The sequence below is a fragment of the Xanthomonas sp. CPBF 426 genome, assembly GCF_903989465.1.
Lineage (GTDB): Bacteria > Pseudomonadota > Gammaproteobacteria > Xanthomonadales > Xanthomonadaceae > Xanthomonas > Xanthomonas euroxanthea.
Genome location: NZ_LR861805.1, coordinates 825,087 through 847,239 on the forward strand (window position 1 = coordinate 825,087; position 22,153 = coordinate 847,239).

At 66.6% G+C, this 22,153-nt stretch carries 20 protein-coding genes; 17 read left to right on the forward strand and 3 right to left on the reverse strand.

Annotated elements, in window-relative coordinates; translation table 11 throughout:
- The first annotated feature begins 68 nt into the window (after window positions 1-68).
- The 4 genes from H7A87_RS03440 to H7A87_RS03455 all read left to right on the forward strand — a co-directional run bounded on the left by H7A87_RS03440 (window position 69) and on the right by H7A87_RS03455 (window position 4,598).
- On the forward strand, window positions 69-347 hold the full coding sequence (locus H7A87_RS03440) for a YbeD family protein (RefSeq protein WP_104583778.1): 279 nt from the start codon (window positions 69-71) through the stop codon (window positions 345-347).
- A gap of 89 nt (window positions 348-436) precedes the next feature.
- Window positions 437-1,033: a lipoyl(octanoyl) transferase LipB gene (gene lipB, locus H7A87_RS03445; RefSeq protein ID WP_232087964.1), complete on the forward strand. Its 597-nt coding sequence runs from the start codon at window positions 437-439 to the stop codon at window positions 1,031-1,033.
- Window positions 1,034-1,048: 15 nt separating this feature from the next.
- A complete protein-coding gene (gene lipA, locus H7A87_RS03450; protein WP_119129570.1) occupies window positions 1,049-2,062 on the forward strand; it encodes a lipoyl synthase in 1,014 nt (337 codons plus the stop codon).
- A gap of 376 nt (window positions 2,063-2,438) precedes the next feature.
- Window positions 2,439-4,598: a carboxy terminal-processing peptidase gene (locus H7A87_RS03455; RefSeq protein ID WP_180496985.1), complete on the forward strand. Its 2,160-nt coding sequence runs from the start codon at window positions 2,439-2,441 to the stop codon at window positions 4,596-4,598.
- Between the two features lie 186 nt (window positions 4,599-4,784).
- Here H7A87_RS03455 and H7A87_RS03460 read toward each other — a convergent pair whose 3' ends face one another.
- Window positions 4,785-5,528 carry a sulfite exporter TauE/SafE family protein gene (locus H7A87_RS03460; RefSeq protein ID WP_119129571.1) on the reverse strand — a complete coding sequence of 248 codons (744 nt, stop codon included), beginning with the start codon at window positions 5,526-5,528 and terminating at the stop codon, window positions 4,785-4,787.
- A gap of 194 nt (window positions 5,529-5,722) precedes the next feature.
- Here H7A87_RS03460 and H7A87_RS03465 point away from each other — a divergent pair, with 194 nt between their 5' ends.
- Window positions 5,723-6,607, forward strand: a complete 885-nt coding sequence (locus H7A87_RS03465; protein WP_119129572.1) for a LysR substrate-binding domain-containing protein — start codon at window positions 5,723-5,725, stop codon at window positions 6,605-6,607.
- A 54-nt stretch (window positions 6,608-6,661) separates the two neighbouring features.
- On the opposite strand, the gene H7A87_RS03470 is transcribed toward H7A87_RS03465, so the two are convergent.
- On the reverse strand, window positions 6,662-7,528 hold the full coding sequence (locus H7A87_RS03470; RefSeq protein ID WP_119129573.1) for an endonuclease/exonuclease/phosphatase family protein: 867 nt from the start codon (window positions 7,526-7,528) through the stop codon (window positions 6,662-6,664).
- A 163-nt stretch (window positions 7,529-7,691) separates the two neighbouring features.
- On the opposite strand from H7A87_RS03470, the gene H7A87_RS03475 reads away from it, so the two are divergent.
- The 8 genes from H7A87_RS03475 (at window position 7,692) to gnd (ending at window position 16,304) form a co-directional block, all read left to right on the forward strand.
- Complete coding sequence (locus H7A87_RS03475; RefSeq protein WP_104649212.1) at window positions 7,692-8,747, forward strand: bifunctional nicotinamide-nucleotide adenylyltransferase/Nudix hydroxylase; 1,056 nt, start codon at window positions 7,692-7,694, stop codon at window positions 8,745-8,747.
- Window positions 8,748-8,872: 125 nt separating this feature from the next.
- Window positions 8,873-10,276 (forward strand): nicotinate phosphoribosyltransferase, encoded by a 1,404-nt coding sequence (locus H7A87_RS03480; RefSeq protein WP_119129574.1) that lies wholly within the window; start codon window positions 8,873-8,875, stop codon window positions 10,274-10,276.
- Window positions 10,277-10,298: 22 nt separating this feature from the next.
- Window positions 10,299-11,396 carry a hypothetical protein gene (locus H7A87_RS03485; protein WP_119129735.1) on the forward strand — a complete coding sequence of 366 codons (1,098 nt, stop codon included), beginning with the start codon at window positions 10,299-10,301 and terminating at the stop codon, window positions 11,394-11,396.
- On the forward strand, window positions 11,389-12,453 hold the full coding sequence (locus H7A87_RS03490) for a DNA methyltransferase (protein ID WP_119129575.1): 1,065 nt from the start codon (window positions 11,389-11,391) through the stop codon (window positions 12,451-12,453). Before H7A87_RS03485 ends, H7A87_RS03490 begins: the two co-directional genes overlap by 8 nt.
- Before the next feature lie 74 nt (window positions 12,454-12,527).
- Complete coding sequence (locus H7A87_RS03495; protein ID WP_180496883.1) at window positions 12,528-13,328, forward strand: DUF2242 domain-containing protein; 801 nt, start codon at window positions 12,528-12,530, stop codon at window positions 13,326-13,328.
- A gap of 121 nt (window positions 13,329-13,449) precedes the next feature.
- The gene (locus H7A87_RS03500) at window positions 13,450-13,830 is read left to right on the forward strand and encodes a glycine zipper 2TM domain-containing protein (RefSeq protein ID WP_104583789.1); all 381 of its coding nucleotides are present in this window, start codon (window positions 13,450-13,452) and stop codon (window positions 13,828-13,830) included.
- A 141-nt stretch (window positions 13,831-13,971) separates the two neighbouring features.
- Window positions 13,972-15,342, forward strand: a complete 1,371-nt coding sequence (locus tag H7A87_RS03505; protein ID WP_232087919.1) for a hypothetical protein — start codon at window positions 13,972-13,974, stop codon at window positions 15,340-15,342.
- Between the two features lie 20 nt (window positions 15,343-15,362).
- The gene (gene gnd, locus H7A87_RS03510) at window positions 15,363-16,304 is read left to right on the forward strand and encodes a phosphogluconate dehydrogenase (NAD(+)-dependent, decarboxylating) (protein ID WP_104649208.1); all 942 of its coding nucleotides are present in this window, start codon (window positions 15,363-15,365) and stop codon (window positions 16,302-16,304) included.
- A gap of 210 nt (window positions 16,305-16,514) precedes the next feature.
- Here gnd and H7A87_RS03515 read toward each other — a convergent pair whose 3' ends face one another.
- The gene (locus H7A87_RS03515; protein WP_119129577.1) at window positions 16,515-17,582 is read right to left on the reverse strand and encodes an oxidoreductase; all 1,068 of its coding nucleotides are present in this window, start codon (window positions 17,580-17,582) and stop codon (window positions 16,515-16,517) included.
- Between the two features lie 151 nt (window positions 17,583-17,733).
- On the opposite strand from H7A87_RS03515, the gene H7A87_RS03520 reads away from it, so the two are divergent.
- The 4 genes from H7A87_RS03520 (at window position 17,734) to H7A87_RS03535 (ending at window position 22,146) form a co-directional block, all read left to right on the forward strand.
- Complete coding sequence (locus H7A87_RS03520) at window positions 17,734-18,105, forward strand: BON domain-containing protein (protein ID WP_164739034.1); 372 nt, start codon at window positions 17,734-17,736, stop codon at window positions 18,103-18,105.
- 286 nt (window positions 18,106-18,391) lie between these two features.
- On the forward strand, window positions 18,392-20,203 hold the full coding sequence (locus H7A87_RS03525) for an ATP-binding protein (RefSeq protein ID WP_119129578.1): 1,812 nt from the start codon (window positions 18,392-18,394) through the stop codon (window positions 20,201-20,203).
- A complete protein-coding gene (locus H7A87_RS03530) occupies window positions 20,200-20,640 on the forward strand; it encodes a response regulator (protein WP_104583792.1) in 441 nt (146 codons plus the stop codon). The genes H7A87_RS03525 and H7A87_RS03530 overlap by 4 nt, the downstream gene beginning before the upstream one ends.
- 3 nt (window positions 20,641-20,643) lie before the next feature.
- The gene (locus tag H7A87_RS03535) at window positions 20,644-22,146 is read left to right on the forward strand and encodes a hybrid sensor histidine kinase/response regulator (RefSeq protein WP_119129579.1); all 1,503 of its coding nucleotides are present in this window, start codon (window positions 20,644-20,646) and stop codon (window positions 22,144-22,146) included.
- Window positions 22,147-22,153: the final 7 nt, after the last annotated feature.

Below are 22,153 nucleotides of genomic sequence, written 5' to 3' on the forward strand. Positions count from 1 at the left end.
TGGCCCCGTTGTTCTTTCCCACGTACTGCGGGCTTGGGTTTGTCCGCCATCGTCCCGATAATGGGCGGATGGAAATCAGCACCGACAACCCCGATCACGGCTTCCAGTTTCCCGGCACCTTCGAGCTCAGCGCCATGGGCGCGGCCGAGCGCGGGCTGGAAAGCGAACTTCCGCGCCTGCTCGCCGCCACCGGCGTGGAGCTGCTGGAGGAAAGCATCAGCTGGAAGCATTCGTCCAGCGGCAAGTATGTCTCGGTCAAGATCGGCTTCCGCGCCGAAAGCCGCGCGCAGTTCGACGCTGCGCACCAGGCGCTGCGCGACCATCCGGAAGTGAAGTGGACGCTGTAGCGGTGCAGGCGCCGGCGGGCCCTGTCCCCGCCCTGCCGGCGCAGTGGCGCGATCTCGGTCGACAGGAGTACGCGCCGGTGTGGCGCGCGATGCAGCGGTTCACCGATGCGCGTGATGAAACCACGGCCGACGAGGTGTGGGTGGTCGAACATGCGCCGGTGTTTACGCTGGGCCAGGCCGGCAAGCCCGAGCACGTGCTGGCGCCGGGCGAGATTCCGGTGCTGCAGGTCGATCGTGGTGGCCAGGTGACCTACCACGGCCCGGGCCAGCTGGTGGTCTATCCGCTGCTGGATCTGCGCCGGCTCAGGATCGGCGTACGCGATTACGTGTGCAAGATCGAGCAGGCGCTGATCGACACGCTGGAAGAGTGGAACATCGTCGCCGAGCGCCGCGACGGCGCGCCGGGCGTGTACGTGGGCGGGGCCAAGATCGCCGCGCTCGGCATCCGGGTGCGGCGCGGCTGCACCTTCCACGGCCTGTCGTTCAACGTGGCGATGGACCTGGAGCCGTTCCACCGCATCAATCCTTGCGGCTACCAGGGCCTGCAGGTGACCTCGGTGCTAGACTTGGGCGGCCCCTCCGGGATGGACGCCGTCAAGGCGGTGCTGCTCGATCAGCTGGCGCGCCAGTTCGGTCTCGTCCTGCAGCCCGCGTCCGCGTTGCCCGACCTTTCGCTTCCGGCCTGAGCGCCCGTTATTGCCATGACCCAGCCTATCGCCCGTTCCATTCCCTTGCAGGTCGTCTCCGGCGACTCCGCCGCACCTGCGCCGTTGCAGACCGGCGTCAAGCAGATCGGTGGCGACAAGATCAATCGCTCGCCGGTGCAGTTCGTCGATGCGCCGGTGCTGCGCAAGCCGTCGTGGATCCGCGTGCGGATTCCGTCCGGCAATGCAGTGCAGAACCTCAAGGCCAAGCTGCGCGAAAACCGCCTGGTCACGGTCTGCGAGGAAGCCAGCTGCCCGAACATCCACGAGTGCTTCAGCCACGGCACCGCGACCTTCATGATCCTGGGCGAGGTGTGCACGCGGCGCTGCTCGTTCTGCGATGTGGCGCACGGTCGGCCCAAGCCGCCGGATGCGAACGAGCCGGCCAGCCTGGCCACCACCGTGGCCGACATGGGCCTGAAGTACGTGGTGGTGACCAGCGTGGACCGCGACGACCTGCGCGACGGCGGTGCCCAGCATTTCGTCGACTGCATTGCGGCCATCCGGGTCAGTTCACCCAGGACCCGCATCGAGATCCTGACCCCGGACTTCCGCGGCAAGGGCCGCATGGACCGCGCGCTGGAGATCCTGGCGCTCAGCCCGCCGGACGTGTTCAACCACAACATCGAAACCGTGCCGGACCTGTATCCGAACGTGCGTCCCGGTGCCGACTATCAGTGGTCGCTGACCCTGCTGCAGCGCTTCAAGGCGCAGCATCCGTCCATCGCCACCAAGTCCGGCATCATGCTCGGCCTGGGCGAGACGATGGAACAGGTGCAGGCCACCTTGCGCGACCTGCGCGCGCACGATGTGGACATGATCACCATCGGCCAGTACCTGCAGCCGACGCCGCACCACCATCCGGTGATGCGCTACTGGACGCCGGAGGAATACAAGGCGCTGGAGGAGTACGGCAATGCGCTGGGCTTCAGCCACGTCGCCTCCGGACCGATGGTGCGCTCGTCGTACCACGCCGACCGGCAGGCGGCCGGCGCCGGCGTGGCTGCCTAAGGCAGGCGATCGCCCCCGTGCTCAGGCGGCTGCGGTCGCCAGCCCGGGCGGATGTACCGTCTGGCACCGCAGCTGCGTGCTGGCCGGGCGCATCCCACGTGGCAACTGCGTGCGAGCGGTTGCAACGATTTCGATGCCAAGCGACCCACGAGACCCCGCCTCTTGCGGGGTCTTGTCGTATCCGGTCTTTGCGTTCCGGCCTGCAGGGTACGGTCGCGTTCACAATCCGCTACAGGCCCGGCGCTAGGCTGATTCAGCCAGCGGATGACAACGCCAGCAACTTTCGGCACTGTCATGCTGTCCGATCCGTTCACCGCCTTTCTTTCGTCGGCCCTGTGCCGAGAGCCATTCGATGACCTACAACGTTTCTGCGTCCATGAAGGCCGGCCTGCTGGCGCTGGTGTTGACCACCCCGATGGCACTGCTCGCACGCGCCGATACGGCGTTGCCGGCCGCAGCCACGCCCGACCAGGCCACTGCGACCAAGCTGGTCTATGGCCTGCTCTCCGATAGCCGTTACGCCTACCGTCCGCGCACGCTGGACGAGGCGATGACCAAGGACGTGTTCAAGCGTTATCTGGAAACCCTGGACGGCAGCAAACAGTTCTTCACCCAGACCGACATCACCGGCTTCGCGCCGCTGGAAGCGGGCGTAGGCGATGCGCTGCGCGGCGGCAAGCTGGATCCGGCGTTCCAGGTGTTTTCGGTCTACAAGAAGCGTGTGGATCAGCGCGTCAAGTACGCGCGCGACCTGCTCAAGCAGGACTTCGATTTCACCGGCAGCGACAAGTTCGAGTACGACCGCAAGGACGTGCCGTGGGCCGCCGACGACAAGCAGCTGGACGTGCTGTGGCGCCAGTCGGTGATGAACGACTGGCTGCGCCTGAAGCTGGCCGGCAAGAAGCCTGAGGACATCCGCAAGACGCTGGACAAGCGCTATGCCGCGCTGGCCGATTCGGTCAACGAGTTGAAGGCCGAGGACGTGTTCCAGTTCTTCCTCAACGCCTACACCAATGCGGTCGATCCGCACACCGACTACTTCACCCCGCGCACGGCCGAAAACTTCAATCAGCAGATGTCACTGTCGCTGGAAGGCATCGGCGCGCAGTTGCAGAAGCAGGACGACATGGTGGTGATCCGCGAGGTGATCCCGGGTGGTCCGGCGGCGGTGGATGGCACGCTCAAGCCGGGCGATCGCATCGTCGGCGTGGGCCAGGCCAAGAACGGCGCGATCGAGGATGTGATCGGCTGGCGCATCGACGATGTGGTGGCCAAGATCCGCGGCAGCAAGGACACCCAGGTGCGCCTGGAGTACATCCCGGCCGAGTCGGGCATCGACGGCAAGCACCGCACGGTGACGCTGACCCGGCAGAAGGTGCGGCTGGCCGAGCAGGCAGCCAAGGGCGAGACCATCACCCTGCCGGCCAAGGGCAGCGAGCCGGAGCGTCGCATCGGCATCATCAAGTTGCCGGGCTTCTATCAGGATTTCGAAGGCCGCCGCCGCAACGCGACCGACTATGCCTCGGCAACGCGCGACGTCGCCAAGCTGCTGGCCGGCTTCAAGACCGACAAGGTCGACGGCGTGGTGCTGGACCTGCGCAACAACGGCGGCGGTTCGCTGGACGAAGCGATCGAGCTCACCGGCCTGTTCATCGAGCAGGGTCCGGTGGTGCAGGTGCGCGAATCCGGCGGCCGCGTCACCGTCAATGGCGACAGCAATCCCAAGGTCGCCTGGGATGGTCCGCTGGGCGTGTTGATCAATCGCGGCTCGGCGTCGGCGTCGGAGATCTTTGCCGGCGCCATCCAGGATTATGGTCGCGGTCTGGTGATCGGTGAAACCAGCTTCGGCAAGGGCACGGTGCAGAACATCGTCGACCTGGACCGCTGGCCGGCTGCGGAAGGCCAGCGCTATGGGCAGGTCAAGCTGACGATCGCGCAGTTCTTCCGCGTCAGTGGCTCCAGTACCCAGCACAAGGGCGTGGTGCCGGACATCGCTTTCCCGGCCAGTGTGGATGCCACCGAGTTCGGCGAGAGCACCTACGACAATGCGCTGCCGTGGACGCGCATTGCCGCCGCGCCGCATACCCAGTACGGCAACTTCGCGCCGCTGCTGCCCAAGTTGCAGGTCCTGCACACCGCGCGTATCGCCACCGACAAGGAGTTCCAGTGGTGGGAAGAGGACGTCAAGCAGTTCCGCGATGAGAAGGCCAAGAAGTACATCTCGTTGAACGAGGCCGAGCGCGTTGCCGAGCGTCAGAAGCAGGATCAGCAGCGCAAGGACCGCCAGCAGTTGCGCAAGCAGCTGGGCCTGCCGCTGGATCCGCTTGCCGAAGACAGCGACGACGGCCTGACCGGCAACGAGCGCGATATCGTCAAGGACACCGCACGCGAAAAGGCCGCGGAAAAGCGCCCGGACCCGTTGCTGCACGAATCGGCCGCCATCCTGGCCGATGCGCTTGGCCTGCTGTCGCAGGACCAGCCGTTGTCGGCGCAGGTGCTGCCGCAGTCGACCGCACCGGGACGTTGGGCCGACTGATCGTCTGCCGAGCACCCGGCGACTCCATCGGGTTGAAGGAATAAAAAACGCCACCGCACTGCGGTGGCGTTTTTGTTGGCCGACCCTGCATATCGGTCTTACCGGCGCGAGCGGGTGTGACTGCGGATCGACCAGCCGGCTGCCGTGCCGGTATGCCTTGCAGTGTTCAGTGCGTCCGATGTGACCTTACGCCATTGCCTGCCAGATGCCTTGCAGGCCCAGCACCAGCAGCGTGGCGAAAAAGAAGCGCCGGAACGTCTCGGCGGAAATGCGATGGCGTACCCAGGCACCCAGCCACATGCCGGTGGCGGTGGGCAGCAGCGCCCACAGCGATGGAGCGATCGCCGCACCCGGTAGCGCGCCGTGCCAGGCCAGGGCGATGGCCAGCGCCAGCGTCGCAACGCCGAAACACCAGCCCAGGGACCGGATCAACGACTCGCGCGGGAGCTGCAATGCGGTGAGGTAAGGCAGTGATGGCAACACGAACACGCCGGTGGCGCCACTCAACAGGCCGGTGACCAGCCCGGCCACTGGTCCGGCCCAGGGTTCGTGACGCGCCTGCAGCGTCCACTGGCGGCGGGCCAGCCCAAGCAGGGCATACAGCGCCAGCAGCACACCCAACCCGGCGCGGACCAAAGTGGGATCGGAGCCTGTCATCACTCCTGCGCTCAGCCAGGTGCCGAGCGTCACGGTTGCCAGCAATGGCCACAGGCGCCGCAACAGGGCGAGCGTGTCTGGTCCCCAGGCTTGCTGCACATTCGTCACCAGCGAAGGCAGCGCCAGTAACGTCGCTGCCTCGGCAGGTGTCAGCCATAGACCCAGCAGCCCCATTGCCACGGTCGGCAAGCCCATTCCGGCCACGCCCTTGACCCAGCCAGCCAGCAAGAAAATACCTGCGATCAGATACCAATGGGTGTGCAAGGTCTCCATGCAGGCAAGGATCCGGGCTTGTTCCGCGGCGGACAATGCGGGATTGTTTGATGCAGGCTTCGGTACAGCCGAAGGCTGAGGCGCGGGACGCGGGGCGTGTGAGGATTCATGGCCAGCTAGGTGGCGGTTTGACCAAGCTGCCTTGTCGGCGGCCGGTGCACATCGATTGACGTACACGTGCCTGTGGAGCGCTCATGCATCTGGAATTTGTCGATCTACGCTTGTTCATCGCGGTGGTCGAGGCAGGCAGCATCACTGCCGGCGCGCAACGGGCGGCGTTGTCGTTGGCGGCTGCCAGCGCGCGGATTCGTGCGCTGGAGCTGCAAGTGGGCGCCGTCCTGCTGGAACGCGGGCGCCGCGGTGTCAGCCTGACCCCGGCCGGCGGTGTGTTGCTGCGGCACGCACGGCAGTTGCAGCGGCAGACCGAGGCGTTGCAGCTGGAGCTGGGCGGCTACGGTGGCGGCGGGCAGGTGACGCTGCGGCTGGCGGCCAATACCGCGGCGTTGTCGGCATGGCTGCCCGAACGGCTGGCGGATTTTCTCATCGCACACCCGCAGTTGGATCTGGCGTTGACCGAGCAGGGCAGCGACGAAGCCGCCGATGCGGTGCGCGAGGAACGCGCCGACATCGCCGTGGTCGCAGGCCATGCCGATGTCAGTGGCCTGCAGGTGCTGCCGTTCCGTGAGGATCGGCTGGTGCTGGTGATGGCTGCCACGCATCCACTGGCTGGCGCCTCGACGCTGCGATTGAACCAACTGGCCGGAATGGACACGCTGGGCCTGGCCGGCGACAGCGCCTTGCAACGGCACCTGCGCGTACACGTGAACCGCGCCGGCGTGCAGTTGCGCTCGCGTGCAAAGGTGCAAGGCATCGATGCGTTGTGCCGCATGCTCGCACAAGGCATGGGCGTGGCGATTCTTCCGCACGCCGCAGTACAACGCTCATGCGTGCGCGATCGGCTGGTCACCGTGCCCCTGGATGAAGCCTGGGCACCTCGGCAACTATCGATCGTGCTGCGTCACGGGCCCGCGCCATCGACCATGCTGCAAGCGCTGGTCGATTGGCTGCAACGCGATTGACCTATGTGCCGTCAGACGGGCCGGCATCGTGACAGCGTCACCTCGCCGGCACGATCAATGCGGCCAGGCGAATTCGGCCAGCACCGGGTAGTGGTCGGAGGGCAACACACCGCCTGGGCGGGTATCCAGCGTGGAAAAGCGTGTTGGTGTCAGGCCACGGAACAGGATCCAGTCGATGCGTCGGGTCGGTTGCGTGGTGAAGTCCTGGAAGGTTTTTTCCGGGCCTTGCGGCGTCGAGACGCGGGCACGTGCATCGCCAAGCGTGGCGGTGAGGATGCGGTAGGTGCCCTGGTCAGGATCGCTGTTGAAGTCGCCGGTCAGCACCACCGGAATGTCGGCCGGCAGCGACGCGATGCGCGACAGGATGACGCGCGCGCTGTGCTCGCGGGCGGCCTCGTCCTGGTCGCGGTGGGCGAAGTGCGTGTTGAGCAGATAGAAGCGGCGCTTGTCGCTGCGGCGCTCGAACAGGGCCCAGGTCACCATGCGTGGCAGGTCGGTATTCCAGCTGCGGCTGCCGGGCACCTGTGGCGTTTCCGATAGCCAGAAGTCGCCCGATTGCACCACCGACAACGTGCGGCTGTCGTAGAACACACCCATGTGTTCGCCGTTGCCGTCGGCGTCGCGGCCCTTGCCGAACCAACGGTAATCAGACAGCTGTGCAGCCAGATACTGCGCCTGCTCCTGCACCAGTTCCTGCATTCCGAAGACGTCTGGGTGCGCTTGTTCGATCGATGCCACCATCGCCGTGCGGCGCACGGCCCAGCGCTTGTCACCGTCGCTGTCCACCGGCACGCGCACGTTGAACGACATCACCCGCAAGGGCGCAGGCGCGGGTGCGGCCAATGCAGGCAGGGCGATGCACAGCAGCGCGAGTGCGGCGAGCAAGGAACGTGAGATAGCGCGAAAGGACAGGCGTGGCATGCAGGCGGATTCCTCAAGGACCAATCGGCGAGTCTAATCGGCCTGCATGACCGAAATGTCATTGCGACACCGCGCCGGCTTGACGTTATCGCGCATCGGCGTAGCATTTGCACCAAGCCAGCGGATAGACCGCTGGCTGCCTAGCCAACCGTGAGGGATTCTCATGGCATCGCAGTACGACTATCTCGTGTTTATCGGGCGTTTCGAGCCCTTTCATAACGGCCACGCCGCCGTCGCCCGCCATGCGCTGGGCAAGGCGAACAAGCTCATCGTGTTGATCGGTTCTGCCGACACCCCCCGCACCATTCGCAATCCGTGGACCGTCGCCGAACGCGCGGTGATGATCGAGTCCGCGTTGCCGGGCGAGAGCCCGCGGCTGATCCTGCGCCCGTTGCGCGACCATCTGTACAACGAAAGCCTGTGGATTGCCGAGGTGCAGCGGCAGGTTGCCGAGGCCGTGCAGGCTGATGGCGGCACGCTCGATGCACGCATCGGCCTGATCGGCATGGACAAGGACGCCAGCAGCTATTACCTGCGCGAGTTTCCGCAGTGGCCGCTGGAAGACGTGCAACATACCGCCACGCTGTCGGCGACCGAATTGCGCCGCTACCTGTTCGAGGCCGGCGAGATCGGCTTCCACGGTGGGCTGCTGATGCTGCGTGGCAATGTGCCGGCGCCGGTGTACGACATGCTGGAAGCGTTCCGGCGCAATTCGCCGAGCTACGCACAGCTGGTGGCCGAATACCGCTTCATCGAGCAGTATCGCGCCGCGTGGAAGGACGCCCCGTATCCGCCGACCTTCGTCACCACCGATGCGGTAGTGGTGCATTCGGGCCACGTGCTGCTAGTGCGTCGCCGTGCCGAGCCGGGCAAGGGCCTGTGGGCATTGCCGGGCGGTTTCGTCGGCCAGGACGAAGGCCTGCTGGACGGCTGCCTGCGCGAGCTGCGCGAGGAAACCCGGCTGAAAGTGCCGGTGCCGGTGCTCAAGGGGTCGTTGCGTGGGCGCCAGGTGTTCGATCACCCCGAGCGTAGCTTGCGCGGGCGCACCATCACCCATGCCTTCCACTTCGAGTTTCCGGCCGGCGAGTTGCCTGCGGTGCGCGGGGGCGACGATGCCGACAAGGCGCGCTGGATTCCGCTTGCCGAAGTGATGGCGATGGGGCCGCGCCTGTACGAAGATCACCTGCATATCCTCGAATTCTTTCTGGGTCGCGGCTGAGAGCGACAACGGGTGCGTGCCGTCGTCCACCAAAGGCATCCGCGCGCAATCCAAGATCGGCTCGAACCGTAGCCTCCCGCCGGCGGACAGACCGCCGGTTCACCCGACGCGAAGGAGCTTCCGTCATGCATTACCTCGATAACCTGCTGCTCAACACCGACAGCTACAAGGCCAGCCACTGGCTGCAGTATCCACCTGGCACCGATGCGGCGTTTTTCTATGTCGAATCGCGCGGTGGCGTCTACGACCAGACCGTGTTCTTCGGCCTGCAGTCGATCCTGAAGGAGGCGATCAACCGGCCGGTGACGCATGCCGACATCGACGATGCGAAGGCCTTGCTGGCCGCGCATGGCGAGCCGTTCAACGAAGCCGGCTGGCGCGACATCGTCGATCGTCTCGGCGGGCAACTGCCGATCCGCATCCGCGCCGTGCCCGAAGGCGCGGTCGTGCCCACGCACAATGTGTTGATGACGATCGAATCCACCGATCCCAAGGCGTTCTGGGTGCCGTCGTATCTGGAAACACTGCTGTTGCGCGTGTGGTACCCGGTGACGGTGGCAACGGTGAGCTGGCAGGTGAAGCAGGTCGTGCGCGATTACCTGCAGCGCACCAGCGACGATCCGGAAGGACAGTTGCCGTTCAAGCTGCATGACTTCGGCGCGCGTGGTGTCTCCAGTCTTGGCTCGGCCGCGCTGGGCGGTGCGGCGCATCTGGTGAACTTCCTCGGTACCGATACCTTGTCGGCGTTGTTGCTGGCGCGTGCGCACTACCACACGCCGGTGGCGGGGTATTCGATTCCCGCCGCCGAGCACAGCACCATCACCAGCTGGGGCCGCGAGCGCGAGGCCGATGCGTACCGCAACATGCTGACGCAGTTCGCGCGTCCCGGCTCGCTGGTGGCGGTGGTATCGGACAGCTACGACATCTACCACGCGATCCGCGAGCATTGGGGCACCACGTTGCGCGAGGAGGTGATCGCCTCCGGTGCGACGGTGGTGATCCGCCCGGATTCGGGCGACCCGGTGGACGTGGTCGAGCACTGCCTGGTGCTGCTGGACGAGGCCTTCGGCCATCGGCTCAACGGCAAGGGCTACAAGGTGCTCAACCATGTGCGGGTGATCCAGGGCGATGGCATCAATCCACAGTCGCTGCGCGCGATCCTCGAACGCATCACCGCTACCGGGTATGCCGCCGACAACGTCGCCTTCGGCATGGGCGGTGCGCTGTTGCAGAAGGTGGATCGCGATACGCAGAAGTTCGCGCTGAAGTGCTCGGCCGTGCGCGTGGACGGGCAATGGATCGATGTCTACAAGGACCCGGTCACCGACAAGGGCAAGCAGAGCAAGCGCGGTCGGCTGACCTTGCTGCGCAACCGTAGTGATGGCAGTTATCGCAGCACGTTGCTGGACGACGTCGGCACGCATGCAGACAGCGAAGACGCGCTGGTGACGGTGTGGGAAAACGGCGTCATGCAGCAGGAGTGGACCCTGGAACAGGTGCGCGCACGTGCCGACGCCGCGCGCCGCTGACGTTCGCCACGCAGGCACCGCCATGCGCGCGATCGATGACAACGCGTTGCTGTCTGCCTCGCCGCTGCTGGCCGGGTTGCGCGCCGCCGCCCCCAGCCTGTGGCGGCGCGTGCCGGAGCAGGGCGAGAGCGGCCGATGGCATGCACTGCGCATCGGCGCGCGCGCGTACCGGGTAGCGCTGCCGATCACGTTCACTCCGTATGCGTCGGTACGGCCGTGCTCGGCGCGCTGCGGATTCTGCTCGGAAAACCTGCGCCAGCATCATGGTGGCGCGGCAGCAGCGATGTTGCGGCCAGGGCCGGACTACTTTGCGCAGTTGCGCGCTGCCTTGCAGCTGCTGCACGAGGTGCCGTTGTCGTATTCGTTGTCCGGCCTGGAGATGACCGACGATCCGGACTGGTTGCAGACCCTGCTGCAGACGCTGGCGACGACGCCCAACGGCCCGCGCGTGGAGCAGCGCGTGCTGTACAGCAATGGCGCAGGCTTTGCGCGCGCGCAGGGGGCACAGCTGATCGATGCCCTGGTCGAGTTCGGCCTGTCGTGGATCGAGCTGTCGCGCCACCACCCGCTGCAGGCCGGCAACGACGCGATCATGCGCTTTCGTCCCGGCGAACCCATTGCCGATGCAGCTACTTTCGCGCGCACGGCGCAATGCCTTGCAGCGCGCCTGCCGGTGCGGCTGGTCTGCATCGTGCAGCGGGGCGGGGTGGACACTGCCGATGCCGTGGCGCAGTACCTCGCGTGGGCGCGCAGCTGTGGCGCCACACAGGTGATCTTTCGCGAGTTGTCGCGTCTGGACGATGCGTACCGCAGCAACGGCACCTGGCGGTACATCGCGCAGCATCGCATCGGCATGGAGCGCCTGTTGGCGGACTGCATGCAGCAGCGGTGGTGGTCGCGCTGGCAGGCGGATGGCATGACCGAGGGCTATTACTTCTGGAATCTGCGCATGCGCAGCGACGACGGCCTGGACGTGGTGTTCGAAAGTGCCGACTACGCGGCCATGCACGCACGCCATGCCACCGGCGACCTCTACAAGCTGGTGTTCTTTGCCAATGGCCGCCTGTGTGCAGGCTGGGACCCGGATGCCGATGTGCTGTGGGAGCCGGCCGGTGGATGAGCTCGATCAGCGCAGCTGGTGGACGCCCACACCGGATGACCCGTCCTGGGCACTGCCCGAGGCGTTGCGCGCAGCCGATCCACTTGGCGGGCGCGACTGTGGCTGGGTCAACCAGATGCGCCCGTTCGTGCGGCACTTCAGCGCGCCGGGCGCGCAGGTGTTCGACCCGTTCTGCGGATTCGGCAGCACGCTGCTGGCGGCCACGCTGGAAGGGCGTGGCGCGCATGGCATGGAGATCGATGCCGCACGTGCGCAACTGGCACGCACGCGCCTGCAGCGGCACGGCGTGCAGGCGCCGGTGGTGGTCGGCACGCTGGTCGACACCGCGCCTGCCGCGGCGATCGACCTGTGCCTGACCAACGTGCCGTATTTCGGTTGCCGCTGGCACGGTGAGGCGCTGCCCGGGCAGCTGTACGCCAGTGCCGATTACGCGGGCTATCTGTCCAGCATGCGTGCGGTATTGCACGCGCTGCGCAAGCGGTTGCGACCGGGTGGGTTCGGTGTGGCGATGGTGGAGAACGTCGTCGTCGGCGGGCGGGTGATCCCGCAGGCCTGGGATCTGGGGCGAATCCTTGCCAGCCTGTTCACCCTGCGCGAGGAGCGGGTGCTGTGCTACCGGCGGCCGGGCGCAGCGCTGGCGCCTGCAGGCACGCAGAGCGATCGCAGCCACGAATACGCACTGATCTTCCAGCACTGCCGTGCGCGGCTGGACCTGCAGCAGGCAGCGCAGCTGCTGCATGCGTTGCGGGCAAACGGCCTGCCGGTGGAGGTGCACGGCAGCTACGCGCGCTGGTTGGAGTCGCCGGCGTCGGTGCCGGAGGGGCCGGCGGATCTGGACCTGATCCTGCAGGCCGAGCAGCCGCTCTGGGACCGCCTCACCGTGTGGCTGCAGGCGCAGGGATTCGCCCTGAGCCTGTGGGGCGAGCCGTGCCGGGCGCCGGTCGCGCTGGCGGCGGTGCGTGCGCACCACTATCTGCGCGCCGAGCGAATCGGTGCCGACGGCAGCCGTCTGCAGCTGGACCTGCAACTGCCGGCGGATGAACCGCCGTTGCCCTGAGCCGGCCAGGCGACGCCGCGCGCACATGGGTTGCGGCTATGCTCTGTGCCGGTTTTGGATGCCGGAATGTCTCCATGTCTCGTTCTTCCCTGATTGCGCACGGCGCCCTGCTTGGCGCGCTGGCAACCCTGACTGGCTGCGGCGGCAGCAAGGGCGACACGATGCTGATGCGCGAGTCGTTCAATTCCGACGACACCTATTCGCGTAATGTGGCAGCCACCTCGCCGCAGGCCTGCGAGGCCGCGCGACGGGTGTTGTTGAGCCAGGGCTATGCGGTGACGCGTGCCGATGCCGCCGCGGTGGAGGGCAGCAAGAACTTCCAGCTCAAGGAAGCCGAGCAGAGCGAACAGCTCAACCTGCGCATTTCCTGCGCCACGCAGGACGGCGGCAAGGCGCAGGTGTTCGTCAGCGCATTGCAGGACCGTTACGCGCTGAAGAAGAGTTCGACCTCGGCCAGCGTCGGGGTGGGCGTGCTCGGCTCGCTGTCGCTGCCGGTGGGCAGCAGCGGCGATTCGCTGGTGCGCGTATCCAGCACCACGGTGCAGGACGCGGCCTTCTACAAGCGGTTCTTCGATCGTCTGAATTCGTATCTGCCCAAGGTCACCGAGGCGGTGCCCGCGGCTGCAGCTGCGGTGCCGCCATCGCCTGCGCATGCAATGCCAGTGGCACCGGCGGCCCCCATGCCTGCGGCGACTGCGGCCGCTCAGACGGGCGAGGCGACCAACACGCCCGCTGCCGCGCCGTCACCGGTTGCAGCGCCGGTCGCTCAGCCCCCTGTCGCGCAGCCGCCGGTGGCACCGTTGCCGGTGGAAGCGCAAGACCCGCCACCGACGCCGGCCGAGGTGCCGCAAACCGGGCCGGCAACACAGCCGTGAGGACGTGATTCAGGCTCTGTGCCAAAGCCTGAATCGCTGGCCGCACGCTTCACGTTGCGTTCTCGACCAACTGGCGAAAGTGGAACCATGACTCGCCGAAGGGGCGAGATGGAGACAGACGATGAAGATGCGCAATTCCCTCGTGGGTATGTCCCTGATCGCGTTGATGGCGACGAGCACCTTGGCGCAGGCGCAGACGCGGTCGCATCAGCAGCGTTATACCGAAGCAGATGAAGGCCGCAAGTTCGGCGACGGAACGCGCGTGCGCTGCCGCAATGTCGAAGTGCAGAAGAACTCGACCGATCCGAATCGGATCGGCGGCACCGTCGCCGGCGCTGCCATCGGCGGACTGCTCGGCAATCAGGTCGGCGGCGGCAACGGCAAGAAGCTGGCCACCGTGGCTGGCGCGGTCGCCGGTGGTGCAGCGGGCCGCACCATCCAGGGCAATCGCCAGCAGACCAATGGCAATCGTCAGGTCGAGCGCGTCTGCGAACGTCGCTGAGAATGATGTAGCGAATCCTGCGAGCCCCGGTCCTGCCGGGGCTTTCTACGTCTGAGGGTGCAGCGCCTTGCTGCCAATCCGCGTCACCGCAACTAGATGAGTGTTTTCCGTAGCTCCCGCAAGCGATTGCAGGCAGGACGCATGCGGCTTGCGTTCGCAGCCGCACCTGCGGCTGCACCGCATGGACGGCGTGGTCGCCTCGGCGTGCGCCTGTGCGCTGCCGCGTTGCTCGCCGCGCAGCTGCTGCAGTCCGCCTTGGCCACGCCGAGCGAGGCCGCGCGCAAGGCCCCGGTGGACTGCGTCGATATCCTGTTGCGCCAGCTCGGTTGGGAGATCCGCAGCGCTGCGGTGAGTGCGCCGGTGATCCAGCGCGGCGAGCCATGCACGCGCGCGTCGCTGGCGCAGGCGCGCGCGGCCGGCGATCTGCAGCTGACGCTGCCGGCCAGCTGGAACGCGCAACAACGCGCCGCCACGCTCGTGGCCCTGCTGGACGATACGGCGACCCAATGCGCGTACGCGTTCGAACTCGGTGCGGCCACGCGGCGCGCCGCCACACGGCTGCAGGACAACCCGGGCTACCGGTTTTCGGCGCTGCAACTGGGCTGGATCGGCTTCGGCTGGCGCGGCGCGGCGTCGCAGGGCTGGAGCGGCTTTCGCAGTTTCGGGCGCGGCTATCAACCGCGCGGCAGCAACGCGCAGGCGCTGGATGCGTTCTACCACGGCCAGGTGCGTTCCGAATGCGGGGTGGGACGGCAGGTGGCCCAATTGGCCACGCAGCGCGAACTGTATGGCGATGCGGGATTCGATCAGGTGTTCAGCGCCGGCGAGTTGTCGATCGGCACCTTTCTGACCCTGCACGACACCGACAGCATCCTGCTGGGTGCGCATGCCGGCGACTTCTTCGCCGACGGCAAGGCGGTCAGGACCGCGCAGCTGGGGCGCCAGGCGTTTGTCGGCGCGCCGGGGTTCATTGCGCATGTGTTCGACAAGTCGTCCCTGGACGACATCCACAACCAGGCCGAGAACTTCGTGGTGGTGGATGTGAGCGACGCAGCCGCGCAGGCGCTGGCCCAGCACGGCGGCTTTGCGCATTACGACGCGCGCAACCGGCAGATCTGGGAGCTGGCCAGGGAGCTGCGCGGGCCGGGCAAGCGGCGCTTCGAGCGGCTGCTGTACGAGCGCGATGCCGCGCTGCGTGCCACGCTCGATGCGCAACAGCAGGTACGCCTGCAAACGCTGCAAGGCCTGTTGGATGACCCGTTCTACCAGGGCTTTCTGGTGTACGTGCATCCCAAGGGCATCAAGCCGATCGGGTACCACGTGGCGCGCCTGCTCGATCGCAACCCGCGCACGCCGTATGCCATCGACCTGACCTTGCACAACCTGCGCAGCACCCTGTACTGGCGCTGGATCGACTGGCAGCTGCAGCAGTGCGGCGCCGGCACCGCCGCGGAACAATCCATTGAGAATTCCGCCACGCCGGCGTACGCCGGGCGTGGCACCCTGCACTGATCAGATCATGAGGAGCGATTATGGAACTGGGTATGGTGGGTTTGGGCCGCATGGGCGCCAACATGGCCGAGCGCCTGGTGCACGGCGGACACCGCGTGCATGGCTACGATCCGGGCGAAAGCGCGCGTCGCAGTGCGCAGGCCAAGGGCATTGTCACCGCTGATGCGCTGGCCGCGCTGGTGTCCGCGCTGCCGAGCCCGCGCGTGGTGTGGTTGATGGTGCCGGCGGGCAAGATCGTCGACGACACTCTGGCGCAGTTGCTGCCGCTGTTGCAGCCTGGCGACATCGTCATCGACGGCGGCAATTCGTACTACAAGGATTCGCAACGCCGCGCCGCGTTGTTGCAGGCCAGCGGTATCGCCTTTGTCGACTGCGGCACCAGTGGCGGCGTCTGGGGCCTGCAGGAAGGCTATAGCCTGATGGTGGGCGGCGACGAAGCGGCGGTGACCACGCTGCATCCGGTGCTGGCCACGCTGGCGCCGGCCGCGGACAAGGGCTGGGGCCGGGTCGGTCCGAGCGGTGCGGGCCACTTCACCAAGATGGTCCACAACGGCATCGAGTACGGAATGATGCAGGCCTATGCCGAGGGCTTCGCGCTGATGCAGCACAAGACCGACTTTGCGCTGGACCTGCACCAGGTCGCCGAGATCTGGCGCGACGGCAGCGTGGTGCGTTCGTGGTTGCTGGATCTCACCGCCGATGCGCTGGCGCACAATCCGACCATGGCCGGGATTGCACCGTTCGTGGCCGATTCGGGCGAAGGCCGCTGGACGGTGGCCGAGGCGATCGACCTGGAAGTGTCGGCGCCGATCATCACCTTGTCGCTGATGGAGCGCCTGCGCTCGCGCGACAAGGATTCGTTCACCGACAAGCTGCTGGCCGCAATGCGCAACCAGTTCGGTGGTCATGCGGTCAAGACCACCACGGAAGCCGCGCCGACGATCGGCAGCAAGGACGTCTGAGCGATCGCGCCGACGCCTGCGCGCCTGCATGGCGCGCAGTGCAGGTCTGTTCCATCGTATCTGTGTCTGTGTCTGGCGACTGCCGGCGTGCCCGCTGACTGAGTGCAGTGCGCATTGGTGCGGTGCCCGCACGTGGCACCGCAGGACGCGAGCGCGCCATTGCCGATGCCGAATATCGGCTGGGCGCCTGCACCGGCGCCCGGCCGTGCATCAGCCGCGCGAAGCCGCGCTCGTGTCTTCCAGCCATTGCACCTGGCCCGAGGCGGCACTGCGTTGCGCCAGCTCCAGCAGCTCCATCACCTGCACCGCGTCGGCGCCACTGACCGGCGCCGGGCCGGTGCCTGCCAGGGCATCGCGGAAGGCCGCGTAGCATTGCCGGTAGTCGCCCGGCGTGGTGTCGGGTTGATGGGTGTGCACGCGGCCTTCGTCGTCCACGCGGGTCAGCGTGCCCGGGAGTGGGTCCACCCCCCAACCGGCGGTTCCGGGGCGGCGTCCGGCGCGTAGCTGGTCTTCCTGCGTGTCCAGCCCGTGCTTGAGATAGCTGCCACGGGTGCCGTGCACGGCAAAGCGCAGGCCACTGTCGGCCACCAGCGAGCCGGCATGCAGGATCACGCGCAGCCGCGGATACCGCAGGGTGACGTGGAAGTAGTCGTCGCTGCGCGCCTGGTTGCGTTGACGCTGCAGATCCGCACCGATCGCCTGCGGCGTACCGAACAACTGCAGCGCCTGATCGAGCAGATGCGGCCCCAGGTCGTACCAGAGACCGGCGCCGGGGATGTCGCTCTCGCGCCAGCGGTCGCGCACCTGCGGCCGGAAGCGGTCGAAGTGCGAATGGAATTCCACCACCTCGCCCAACTGGCCTTCGTCGATCAACCGGCGCACGGTCAGGAAGTCCGCATCCCAGCGCCGGTTCTGGAACACGCTGACGATGCGTCCTGCCGCTGAGGCAGCAGCCACCACCGCGCGCGCCTGCGCGGCGTCCAGCGCGAAGGGCTTGTCGACCAGCACATGCTTGCCGGCTGCCAGGGCCTGCAACGCGAACGGCGCATGGGTCTGGTTGGGAGTGGCCAGCACCACCGCATCCAGCGCGGGATCGGCCAGTACCGTGTCCAGATCGGCAAGCACGGCGACCTCGGGAAAGTCGGCCTGTGCCTGCTGCGGCTTGGACGACACCACGCTGTGCAGTGTCAGGCCCGGAGTGCTGGCGATCAGCGGGGCATGGAAGGTGCGGCCGACATAGCCATAGCCGACGACGGCCAGATTGAACGGTTTAGGCATTGAAAACGGTTCATCGCAACGACGGAAGAGGCCTGCATGGTATTGCACACACCCGTGTGCGCCGGGTTCACAACCCCTGCATCCGGCAGTCACGTGTGCACGACGAGCGCCACTGCAGACTCCAGCCACATTCAACAGGAGGGACTATCCGATGAAGAACATCACACAGGTACGTAAGCTGCTGGCCGTGGCGCTGTCGCTGGGTCTGGCGCTGGGCGCCTCGCAGGCATTTGCCGCGCCGCAGGAACACGCCGACCACAAGGACCATGCCGCCGGCATGAACGAGTCCAAGAAGCCGGTCACCGACACCTGGATCACCACCAAGGTGAAGGCCGACCTGCTGGCGACCGACAATGTGTCGGGCACCGACGTCAAGGTCGAGACCAAGAACGGCATCGTCACCCTGACCGGCACGGTTGCGACCAAGGCCGAGCACGACAAGGCCGTGGCAGTTGCCAAGGGCATCGAAGGCGTCAAGAGCGTCAAGTCCACTGGTCTGAAGGTGGTCGCTGCAAAGATGTAAGTGCAGCGGTAGTGAATGCCGGGCCAGCCGAGGCGAGGCGGCTGATCCGAGCACGAGGCGCACTCCCAGGAGTGCGCCTTTTTTGTTGTCTGCGCCCGACGCAGGCAGGCCGACGGGCGGCGGGGCGCTCGCGCCATTTTCACGTTTACTGCACTTATGATATGCCCATTCAGCTATGTCGCCATCGGAGCGACCAGGCTGAATCGTTAATCTCATCTCTGGCCTGATCGGACACAATACCGACTTGCCTTCGGGGCCCTGGCAGCGAGCGGACACAGACCTAGCAATGCAGACAACGGTCCAAGCAGACAAATGGGATCGCTGGCGCCTGCCGTTACTGGCGGTTGCCGTGTTCCTGATTGTGGTGGTGCCGTCGTTGCTGCTGCAGCAGATGGCGCACAACGCCAACCAGGCCGCAGTGTGGGTCTCGCATAGCCAGGACGTGCAGGAGACCGCCCAGCGTCTGGAAGCGGCGATGCGCGACACCGAATCGGCGGCCTTGATGCGCTCGCACGGCGTGCAGCGCCCGGCCCTGCTGGAGCGCATGCGGCGCGGCCGGCGCGAGTCAATGGACGCCGTGCAGCGGTTGATCGTGCTGACCAAGGACAACCCCGCGCAACAGGTGCGGATGGGGCGCATCCAGAGCACCATCGAGCGGCGCCTGTTGCTGGCCGAGCGGGTTGCGGTGACCACCGACCAGGAGCAGATCCGCGCGCTGATCAACGACATGACCCTGAACAACCCGATCCGCGTGCTGATCGACGAGTTGCAGGAGGCCGAGGGCAAGCTGCTGGAGTTGCGCAACGTGCGTGCCGAGACCGAGCGGGCGCATTACGCGGTGTTGAGCTGGGCCACGCTGGTGGTGCAGTTGCTGCTGCTGGGCACGGTGACCTGGTTGCTGCAGCGGCAGATCCGTCGCCGCCTGGCGGCCGAGCAGGAATACCTGCGCGCCAACGGCCGCGCGTCGTCGGTGTTGCAGACCGTGCGCGAGCCGATCGTGCTGCTGGACTCCAGTCAGCGCATCTTGCTGCACAACCCGGCGTTTGCCGAGCTGTACGGGCTGGAGGAGCGCGGCAACGAATCGATGGCGCTGGATGACGTGGGCGGGGGCGTGTGGCGCGATGCGCAGATCCATCAACGGCTGGCCGATGTGCTGCTGCGCGGCCGCGAGTTGTGGGATTACGAACACGAGCAGCGCGCCGCCGATGGCGTGTTGCGCACCATGCTGATCAACGCGCGGCGCATGCCGCTGCCGGACACCAGCGACGAAGACGTGGTACTGATGACGGTCAGCGACATCAGCCTGCAGAAGGCCTCGCAGCTGCGCATCCAGGAGCTCAACCGTCAGATGGAAGGCAAGGTGGAGCAGGTGTCGGAGGTCAACCGCGAGCTGGAGGCCTTCAGCTATTCGGTCTCGCACGATCTGCGCGCGCCGCTGCGCCATGTGGCTGGATTCTCCGACAAGCTGGCGCGCCATCTGGGCGATGCGGCGGACGAAAAATCGCGTCACTACATGGAAGTGATCAGCAGCTCGGCGCGGCGCATGGCCTCGTTGATCGACGATCTGCTGGTGTACTCGCGCCTGGGCCGCAGTGCGCTGCGGCTGCAGGCGGTGGACATGCAGTCGCTGGTGTCGGAAACGCGCGCGATCCTGGATTCCAACGTGCAGAGCGAGAACACCGGCCACCGGGTGGACTGGCACATCGCGCCGTTGCCGGTACTGGTGGCCGACGAAAACATGATGCGCCAGCTGTGGATGAACCTGCTCGGCAACGCGGTGAAATACAGCGCCAAGCGCACGGTGGCCAGGATCGAGGTCACCTACACGCCGATGGCCGACGGCGGCCATCAGTTCAGCGTGCGCGACAACGGCGCCGGCTTCGACATGGAATACAGCGCCAAGTTGTTCGGTGTGTTCCAGCGCCTGCACAAGGCCAGCGAATACGCCGGCACCGGCATCGGCCTGGCCAGCGTGCGGCGCGTGCTGACGCGTCACGGCGGCCGGATCTGGGCCGAGGGCGCGGTCGATGAAGGCGCCACGTTCTATTTCGTGCTTCCCCCTGCGCTTGAAGCGCCCAACCAAGAGTTCACTGTATGACCGCCATCCGTACCATTCTTCTGGCAGAAGACAGCCCGGCCGATGCGGAAATGGCCGTCGATGCCTTGCGCGAAGCCCGCCTGGCCAATCCCATCGTGCACGTCGAGGACGGCGTGGAAACCATGGACTATCTGCTGCGCCGGGGCATCTTCGCCGATCGCGAGGAAGGCCTGCCGGCCGTGTTGCTGCTGGACATCAAGATGCCGCGCCTGGACGGGCTGGAAGTGCTCAAGCAGATCCGCAGCGAGGAGACGCTCAAGCGCCTGCCGGTGGTGATCCTGTCATCCTCGCGCGAAGAGAGCGACCTGGCCCGCAGCTGGGACCTGGGCGTCAATGCCTACGTGGTCAAGCCGGTGGACGTGGATCAGTTCTTCAACGCAGTCAAGACGCTCGGCACCTTCTGGGCGGTCATCAATCAGGCACCGGAGCTGGACTGACCCATGCTGCATGAGGGGGGCAAACTGGAGCAGCTGAAGATCCTTCTGGTGGAAGATTCACCGGAAGACGCCGAGCTGTTGTCCGACCAGCTGCTCGATGCCGGGCTGGATGCGGCATTCGAGCGCGTGGACAGCGAGCCGTCGCTGCGCGCTGCGCTGGATGCATTCCAGCCGGACATCGTGCTGTCGGACCTGAGCATGCCCGGTTTTTCCGGTCATCAGGCACTGCGCCTGGTGCGCCAGAACGGCGCCACGCCCTTCATTTTCGTCTCCGGCACCATGGGCGAGGAGACTGCGGTCAAGGCGCTGCAGGATGGCGCCAACGACTACATCATCAAGCACAACCCGACCCGCCTGCCGAGCGCGGTGATCCGTGCGATCCGCGAGGCGCGCGCCGACCTGGAACGCCAGCGCGTGGAAAGCGAGCTGATGCGCGCGCAGCGGCTGGAAAGCCTGGCGATGCTGGCGGCCGGCTTGAGCCACGACCTGCGCAATATCCTGCAGCCGTTGCTGATCGTGCCCGACCTGCTGGCCGGACGCACCGACGATCCGCAGCTGCGCCAGCTGGCCAACGTGGTGGCCGAATGCGGCCGGCGCGGGCATGAGATGGCCGAGTCGATGCTCTCGTTCGTGCGTGGCTCCAACAAGCCGCGCGAGCAGGTGTCGATCGCCAGCCTGTTCCAGGCGGTGCAGATGTTGCTCAAGAGCAGCCTGCCCGACGGCGTGCGCCTGCAGATGGACACGATCCCGCTGGATCTGACCATCGAGGCCAACTACACCGAGTTGCAGCAGTGCCTGCTCAATCTGGGGCTGAACGCGATCCAGGCGATGCCCGGTGGCGGCATGTTGACCCTGTCGGCCGATCGCCACGATGGCACGCGGGTACGCATGAGCGTGGCCGATACCGGCGTGGGCATGAGCGATGACACCCGCGCGCGCCTGTTCAGTCCCTTCTTCACCACCAAGGCCGATGGCACCGGCCTGGGGCTGATTTCCTGCAAGCGCATCGTGGAAAGCTACGGCGGCAGCATCGTGGTCGACAGCCGCCTGGGCGAGGGCACGCGTTTTGACATGATCGTGCCGATGCGTGCGGCCGCGGTGACGGTTGCCGACACCGAGCCGCCGCTGGCGTTGGGGCATGGGCAGCGCGTGCTGCTGGTGGATGGCGAGGCCACGCGCCTGTCGCTGCTGGGCAATGCCTTGTCCAGCCAGGGCTACCAACCGCAGCTGGCCAGCGATGGCGCAGCGGCGCTGCAGCTGGTGCAGCAGCACGCGATGCCGGACCTGGTGATCATCGACAGCGACATCATCCAGCTGTCGGCGGTGAGCGTATTGTTGAGCATGCAGGAGCTGGGCTATCACGGCCCGGCGATCGTGCTCGAAGATGTCGGCGCGCCGCTGCAACGTTCGTACTTTCCGCCGGATATCCCGGTGCATGTGCTGCGCAAACCGCTGGAGATGCGCCGGGTGTTCCGCGCTGTGGCGCACGCGCTCGAAGTGGCCTGAGGCCACG